Below are 6,236 nucleotides of genomic sequence, written 5' to 3' on the forward strand. Positions count from 1 at the left end.
AGCGCAGCGCAATTGCGTCGGGTGTGCGCTTCGCCTGCGCGCCAAGCGCCCTGCCGAGCGATTCGAATGCATACCGCTGCAACGGCGCCGCTTCGTACTGCATGGGCAACGTCAGCGATCCAACGCGACGCGTCACACCATCGGTCATCTGCTCAAGAATAGATTCGTACTGCGATGCAATGCGCTCCACCGTGCTCGCATCGAATATATCGGCCGCATAATTGAACATCAGGCGCAAGCCACGCCGATCGTCGACGACGTTAAGCACCAGATCGAAACGTGCCGTGTCCGTGCCGCCCGCCTCCGGCTCGACGACGAGACCCGGCATTGCAACAGAAGCTTCGCTGGTCGCCTGCTCGAGGTTGAACATTACCTGGAAGAGCGGCGAGCGCCCGAGATCGCGCTCAATGCGCAACGCGTCGAGAACGCGGCCGAACGGTGCGGCCTGATGCGCATGCGCCTCGAGCACTCGCGCGTGCAGGTTCGAGAGCAGCGCACCACAAGGCATGCCGGCGTGGACCTCCACCTCGATCACGAGTGTGTTCACAAAGTAGCCGATCAGCCCCTCGGTTTCGCTGCGCTGCCGCCCGGCCGCCGGCACGCCGATCCGCACGCCCGGCTGGCCGTCGTAACGATAGAGAAGCGCCGCGTACGCGCCGAGCAGCACAGTAAAGAGCGTCGTGCGCTGTCCACGCGCGAGCTCACGCAGACGGTCCGCAAGCGCGGGCGCCACGTCGCGGCTCACGCGTGCGCCTTCGTTTCCGCGCACCGCCGGGCGCGGCCGGTCCAGCGGCAACTCCAACGCGGGGCGCTCGACGCCGAGCCGCGTGGTCCAGTACGCCAGATCGTCGGCGAGCGCGCCGTCCTGCCACTCGTGCTGCCACGCGGCGACATCGCCGAAATGGATGTCGAGCGGCGGCAGTGCGCGAGCCAGCGCGACGCCTTCGCCCGCCAGCGACGCACGATAGAGGGTTGCCAGCTCGCGAACCAGCAGCGACTGCGACCAGCCATCGGACACGATGTGATGCACGACGATAGACAGTGCATAGCACTCCGTATCGATTTTCATGAGGTCGACGCGCAACAACGGCCCGTGCAGCAGATCGAACGGTTCGCGCGCGGCCGCACGCAGCATGTCGCGCAGTTTGGAACGATCATCGACGCCGTGCTCGCGCCACAGGTAGCCGGCATTGTCAGGTATGCACTGCACAACGACGCCGCGTGTCTCGGCAAATCGCGCACGCAACGCGCCGTGCCGGGCGACCAATGCATCGAACGCGCGGCGCAACGCGCGCACGTCGAGGCGCCCCGTCAGCCGCAGCGCGCGTGACAGGTTATATGCGGGGTTCGACGGATCGAGCTTCCAGAGGAACCACAGGCGCTCCTGTGCGGGCGTGAGCGGATACGTTGCCGAACCCCAGCTCAAGGCTGAAGCGCTAGCCGCCGAAGAAGCCAGGCCTCCTGTCTCACTCGCGTCATCAACGCCGCGCGCGAGCGGCACGATCCGCAAACGGGCGGGGTCGATGCCCTGCTCGCGCGCCCTTTCGCGAAAACGCTGCCGACGCTCAGGCGACAGCGCGGCATACTTGCGCGCAATCGCGAGCGCCTGGCTCGCCGGACCGCCTGCGCCAGGCGATGACGTGGAGACAGCGGAAGCCTCCTGCGCTTCGACCGCTTCTTTGTAATTCGTAGTCAGCATCGTGTTGTCAGTCTGAATAGATCAGCGCGAGCACCGGCGCCGCGTATGGGTTCGTGTTTGCGCGATGAGCGGCGCCGCAGCAATGGAACGACGCAGGTCCAGCGCACCGGCAGCGACAGGCTAGCACCAGGCTCGCCGCCACTCGCCCTCTGCCAACGCCGGCTCTCGCCATTTCAATCGAGTTCATCGAACAGGCCATCGAGCGCCTCCAGCTCATCCTTCGCGGCGGCACCCGGCGACGCGCCGCGCCGTGCATCGTCTTCATCGCGCGCTGACAACACTGCGGCCAGCAACGCGGGTGTCGGGTTATCGAACAACGCGCCGAGCGCGATCTTGTGACCGAGTTGCTCAGAGAGCCGCGCGACGAGGCGCACTGCCGCGAGCGAGTGGCCGCCGAGCGCGAAGAAGTCGTCGTCGGCGCCCACGCGCGCGAGTCCCAGCACGTCGCCGAAAAGCCGCGCAATCAGCGCTTCCTTTTCGCCAGACGGCTCGATCCACGGCGCCTCGGTTACGGCCGCAGTCTCGAAGCGCGCGAGCGCGTTGCGGTCGAGCTTGCCGTTGGCGGTGCGCGGCAAGGCGTCGATTGCGTACAGCGCCGATGGCACCATGTAGCCCGGCAGGCGTGCGGCGAGCGTCTGCCGCCAGCCGGCCGGCACACGGCGCGGCTCGCCGCTGGCTTGCCCGACGCTTTCACCGGCCACATCGCCGACAACGGTTTCAACCACATCGCCAACCACATCGCCAACGACATAAGCGACGAGCCGCGCCTCGGCGTCGCCCGCGCCCGGCACGAGCGCAACCGCCGCGTCGAGCACGCCGTCGCAGTCGCGCAGCACCGCTTCGATCTCGCCCAGCTCAATCCGGTAGCCACGCAGCTTGACCTGCTGATCGATGCGGCCGAGGCATTCAAATTCGCCGTCCGCTCGCTCGCGGCACAGATCGCCCGTGCGATACATGCGCGCGCCCGGCGAGCCGTACGGGTCCGGCACGAAGCGCTCGGCCGTCAGTCCCGCACGGCCCAGATAACCGCGTGCCAGATTGTCGCCACCAATGCACAGTTCGCCGACGCCGCCTGGCGGCGTCAATTGCCCGCTGGCGTCGACGATGCGCAGCGCGTTCGCATGCAAGGCGCGGCCAACAGTGATGGGGCCGCCCTTCGACACGCGGGCGCAACTCGACCAGATGGTCGTCTCCGTGGGACCGTACAGATTCCATAGGTCGACGCTGCATTGCGCAAGCTGCGCCGCGAGGTCGGACGGCAACGGCTCGCCGCCCGCGATGCCGGTCAGCCTTCCGCGCGACGCCCCACGCCAGCCCGATTCGAGCAGCACACGCCAGCCGGACGGCGTTGCCTGGATACAAGTCGCACCGCTCTCGTCGATGAGCCGCGCGAGCGCGGCGCCGTCCGTCACCGTTCGAGCGTCGGCCATTTCGACGCATGCGCCCCTTGTCAATGGCAAGCAGAACTCGAGCAGAGAAATGTCGAACGACGGCGTGGTGACGGACAATAGTACGTCATCCTGATGAAGTCCCGGCTCGATCGCGACGCTCGCAAGCAGCCGCGCGAGCGCGCCGTGCGAGATCGCGACGCCCTTCGGCCGGCCGGTCGAACCTGACGTGTAGATCACGTAGGCCAGCTGCGACAGGTCGCACGGCAACGCGGGCGGTGCAGCCGTTGCAGCGTTATCAGGGTCGGCGTCGGCTGTTGTGCCGAGCGGCGCAACGGCGGCGTCCAGCACGATGCGGCCTGCGAGCGCGCGGCCGAGTCGGGCGCGGCCTTCGTCATCCGCGATAACACGGGTGACGCCCGCGTCGTCCAGCATGTCCACGAGACGCTCGGCAGGGAACGACGGATCGAGCGGCATATAGGCCGCGCCGCTTCGCCACACGCCGAGCATGCTGGCAATCAGCGCTGGTGAACGGCGCATGCAGACGGCCACGCGTTCCTCGCGCGCGACGCCGCTCGCGCGCAAGCGCGCGTCGATCGTCGCGGACCAGCGAGCGAGCGTCGCGTAGTCGAACGCCTCGCCGTTCTGACGGACCGCGATCCGCCGCGGCACGCGGGCGGCTTCCACCGCAAAGCGCTCGTGACAGGCACGCAGCGTCGGCAGCGACGTCGGCAACGGCTCGGCGCGCGGCGCACCGCGCCGCACCGCGAGTTCGCCGACGAAACGTGGAGCGCGCTCGCCTTCATCGGCAAACTGCTCGAGCAGCGCCAGATATTGCCGCTGCAACTGCTCGACCTGGGCACGCTCAAGGCGACGGCTGTGCCACTGCCATTGCAGCTCGATGCGCGAGGTCGGCAGAATCGTCAGCGTCAGCGGATAGTGCGTGCGCTCGAACGAATCGACGCGGTCGACGCGCAGCCCGTTGGCTTGCGTGGATGCCGCGCGCGTCGCGACCGGATAGTTCTCGAAGACGATCAGGCTGTCGAAAAGCGCGTCGCCACTGCGGCCCGCCCACTGCTGCAGCGACACGAGCGGCGTATGTTCGACCTCGCGCATCTCCAGGTTGTACGACTGCAATGCGCCGAGCCACGCGGCTACTGTCATATCGCCGGGCACGGCTGCCAGGACAGGCAGGCTATTGATAAAGAGTCCGAACATTTCGTCGGATCCATGCAGCGACGTGGGACGGCCTGCGACCGTCACTCCGAACGCGACCGACTGCTTGCCGCTCAGCCGCGCGAGCAGCACGGCCCACGCACCCTGCATCAGCGTGTTGAGTGTCACGCGATACCGTTGCGCTGCACGGCGCACTCGTGCATCGAGTGGCGCGTCGAGTTCAAGCACGGTCTTGCAGGACCCGGTCAGCGGTTGGTTCGTCGCTTCGTTCGGCGCATCGTTCGATTGCACGCTCGGCACGGCATCGCGCGGCGCGGCGAGGCTCGCGGTGAGCGTGCCTGGATCGTCGGCGGCCTCGAGGCGCTTGGTCCACCAGTCGCGTGGATCAGGCTGCGCCGCGAGCCATTCGACATAACGCCGGTACGGCGGCGGCATGCCCGCCGTGACGTGCACCGTACCACCCAGTGCACGCTCATAGTCGTCGAAAACCTCGGCGAGCAGCCGCGCGCCGCTCCAGCCGTCCGTCAGCACGTGATGATGCGTGCGCACGAGATCGAAGCGGCCATCGGGGCGCAGGAAAACGTTGACGCGCATCAGCGGCGCGCGCGACGGATCGATGCCGGCGGCAACGTCGGCTGAGCGCCACGCGGCGAGCCGTGCATCGTAGTCATGCGCGTCGCGCCAGTCATGCACTGCGAAAGGCAGTACCGCTTCGCGCTGCACGATCTGCAATGCGGCCTCGCCATGACGCCACTCGAAGCGCGTGCGCAGCATGTCGTGTCGCGCTATAGCGGCCTGCCAGGCGTCGCGCAGCGCAGCGACGTGGAGGCGGCCGTCCAGTGTCAGTTGCAACTGGTTGACGTACACGCCCTCGCCCTGTTGCAACTCGCTGTGATAGAGCAAGCCCTGCTGCAACGGCGTGGCCGGATAAATATCGGCGACGCCGCCAAGCGTCAGGTTCAGCGAGCGCAATTGCGCCTGGTCGAGGCCCGACAGCGGGAAGTCCGACGCGGTTGCGCCCGGCGGCGCGGCGACGCAATGCGCGATCAGCGCGTCCACATGTTGACCGAACGCGGCGATGATGCGCTCGACGCTCTCACGGTCGATGCGCGCCGGGTCGAAGCGCCAGCGCAGCAGCAGCGTTTCGCCGGTAACAATGCCGTTCAGGTCGAGCGCATAGTCGAGGCGCGCGCCCGCGCCGTAGCTGCTGCCGGCATCTTCGGAACTAAAGGTGAAACGCGACGCCTCGTCGAACGACTGATCGAAGCGCCCCAGATAGTTGAAGCTGATGGCCGGGCGCGGGCGCGCGCGGCTCGCGTCGAGCAATCCCCAGTGCAGCCCCTTGTTCGGCACCGCGCGCACGCGTTCCTTGACGGCGACGAGTGCGTCGCCGGGCCCCGCCGGTGCAGCGGGCAGCGCGACCGGAAAACGCGTCGTGAACCAGCCAACCGTGCGGCTCAAGTCGGCACCGTCGATCACGTCCTCGCGACCGTGGCCTTCCAGCTCGACGGCGATTTCCGCCGCACCGCTCCATGCACCGAGCGCTTGCGCGAGCGCGGCGAGCAGCAGTTCGTCCACGCGCGTACGATATGCGCGCGACGCTTTCTGCAGCAGGTCGCGAGTGCGATTTGCGTCGAGTGTCCAGTCGATGGTCGCGCTTTCGGCAAGCCGGGTGCTCGCAGGCGCGCGTAATGGAAGTGCGGCAGCGGTGTCGAGCACGCGAAGCGCCTGGTTCCACCAGCTTGCTTCGGACTGCACAGCTTCAGATTGCGAGTAACGGTGAAGCTCGCGCACCCAGGCGCGCCACGGCATAGACGGCGCGGGGAGCTGGACCGGCTCGTCGCGCTCGGCCTGCTCGTAGGCGGTTTGCAGTTCCTCCAGCAACACGCGCCACGAGACGCCGTCCACCGACAGGTGATGGATCGCAATCAGCAGACGCGTTTCGTCCGCTGTCTCGAAGTGGCCGACGCGCC

General features: G+C 67.6%; 2 protein-coding genes. Both read right to left on the bottom strand.

Features of this window, described 5'->3' with window-relative positions:
* Nucleotides 1-1,699 (bottom strand): condensation domain-containing protein (locus JNB89_RS30625; RefSeq protein ID WP_223216906.1); only part of this gene is annotated, 1,699 nt, incomplete at its 3' end.
* A gap of 173 nt (nt 1,700-1,872) precedes the next feature.
* The coding region (locus JNB89_RS30630; RefSeq protein WP_220364712.1) for a non-ribosomal peptide synthetase at nt 1,873-6,236 on the bottom strand (4,364 nt) is incomplete at its 5' end.

The sequence above is a fragment of the Paraburkholderia phenoliruptrix genome (assembly GCF_019511605.1).
In the GTDB taxonomy this organism is placed as follows: domain Bacteria; phylum Pseudomonadota; class Gammaproteobacteria; order Burkholderiales; family Burkholderiaceae; genus Paraburkholderia; species Paraburkholderia phenoliruptrix_A.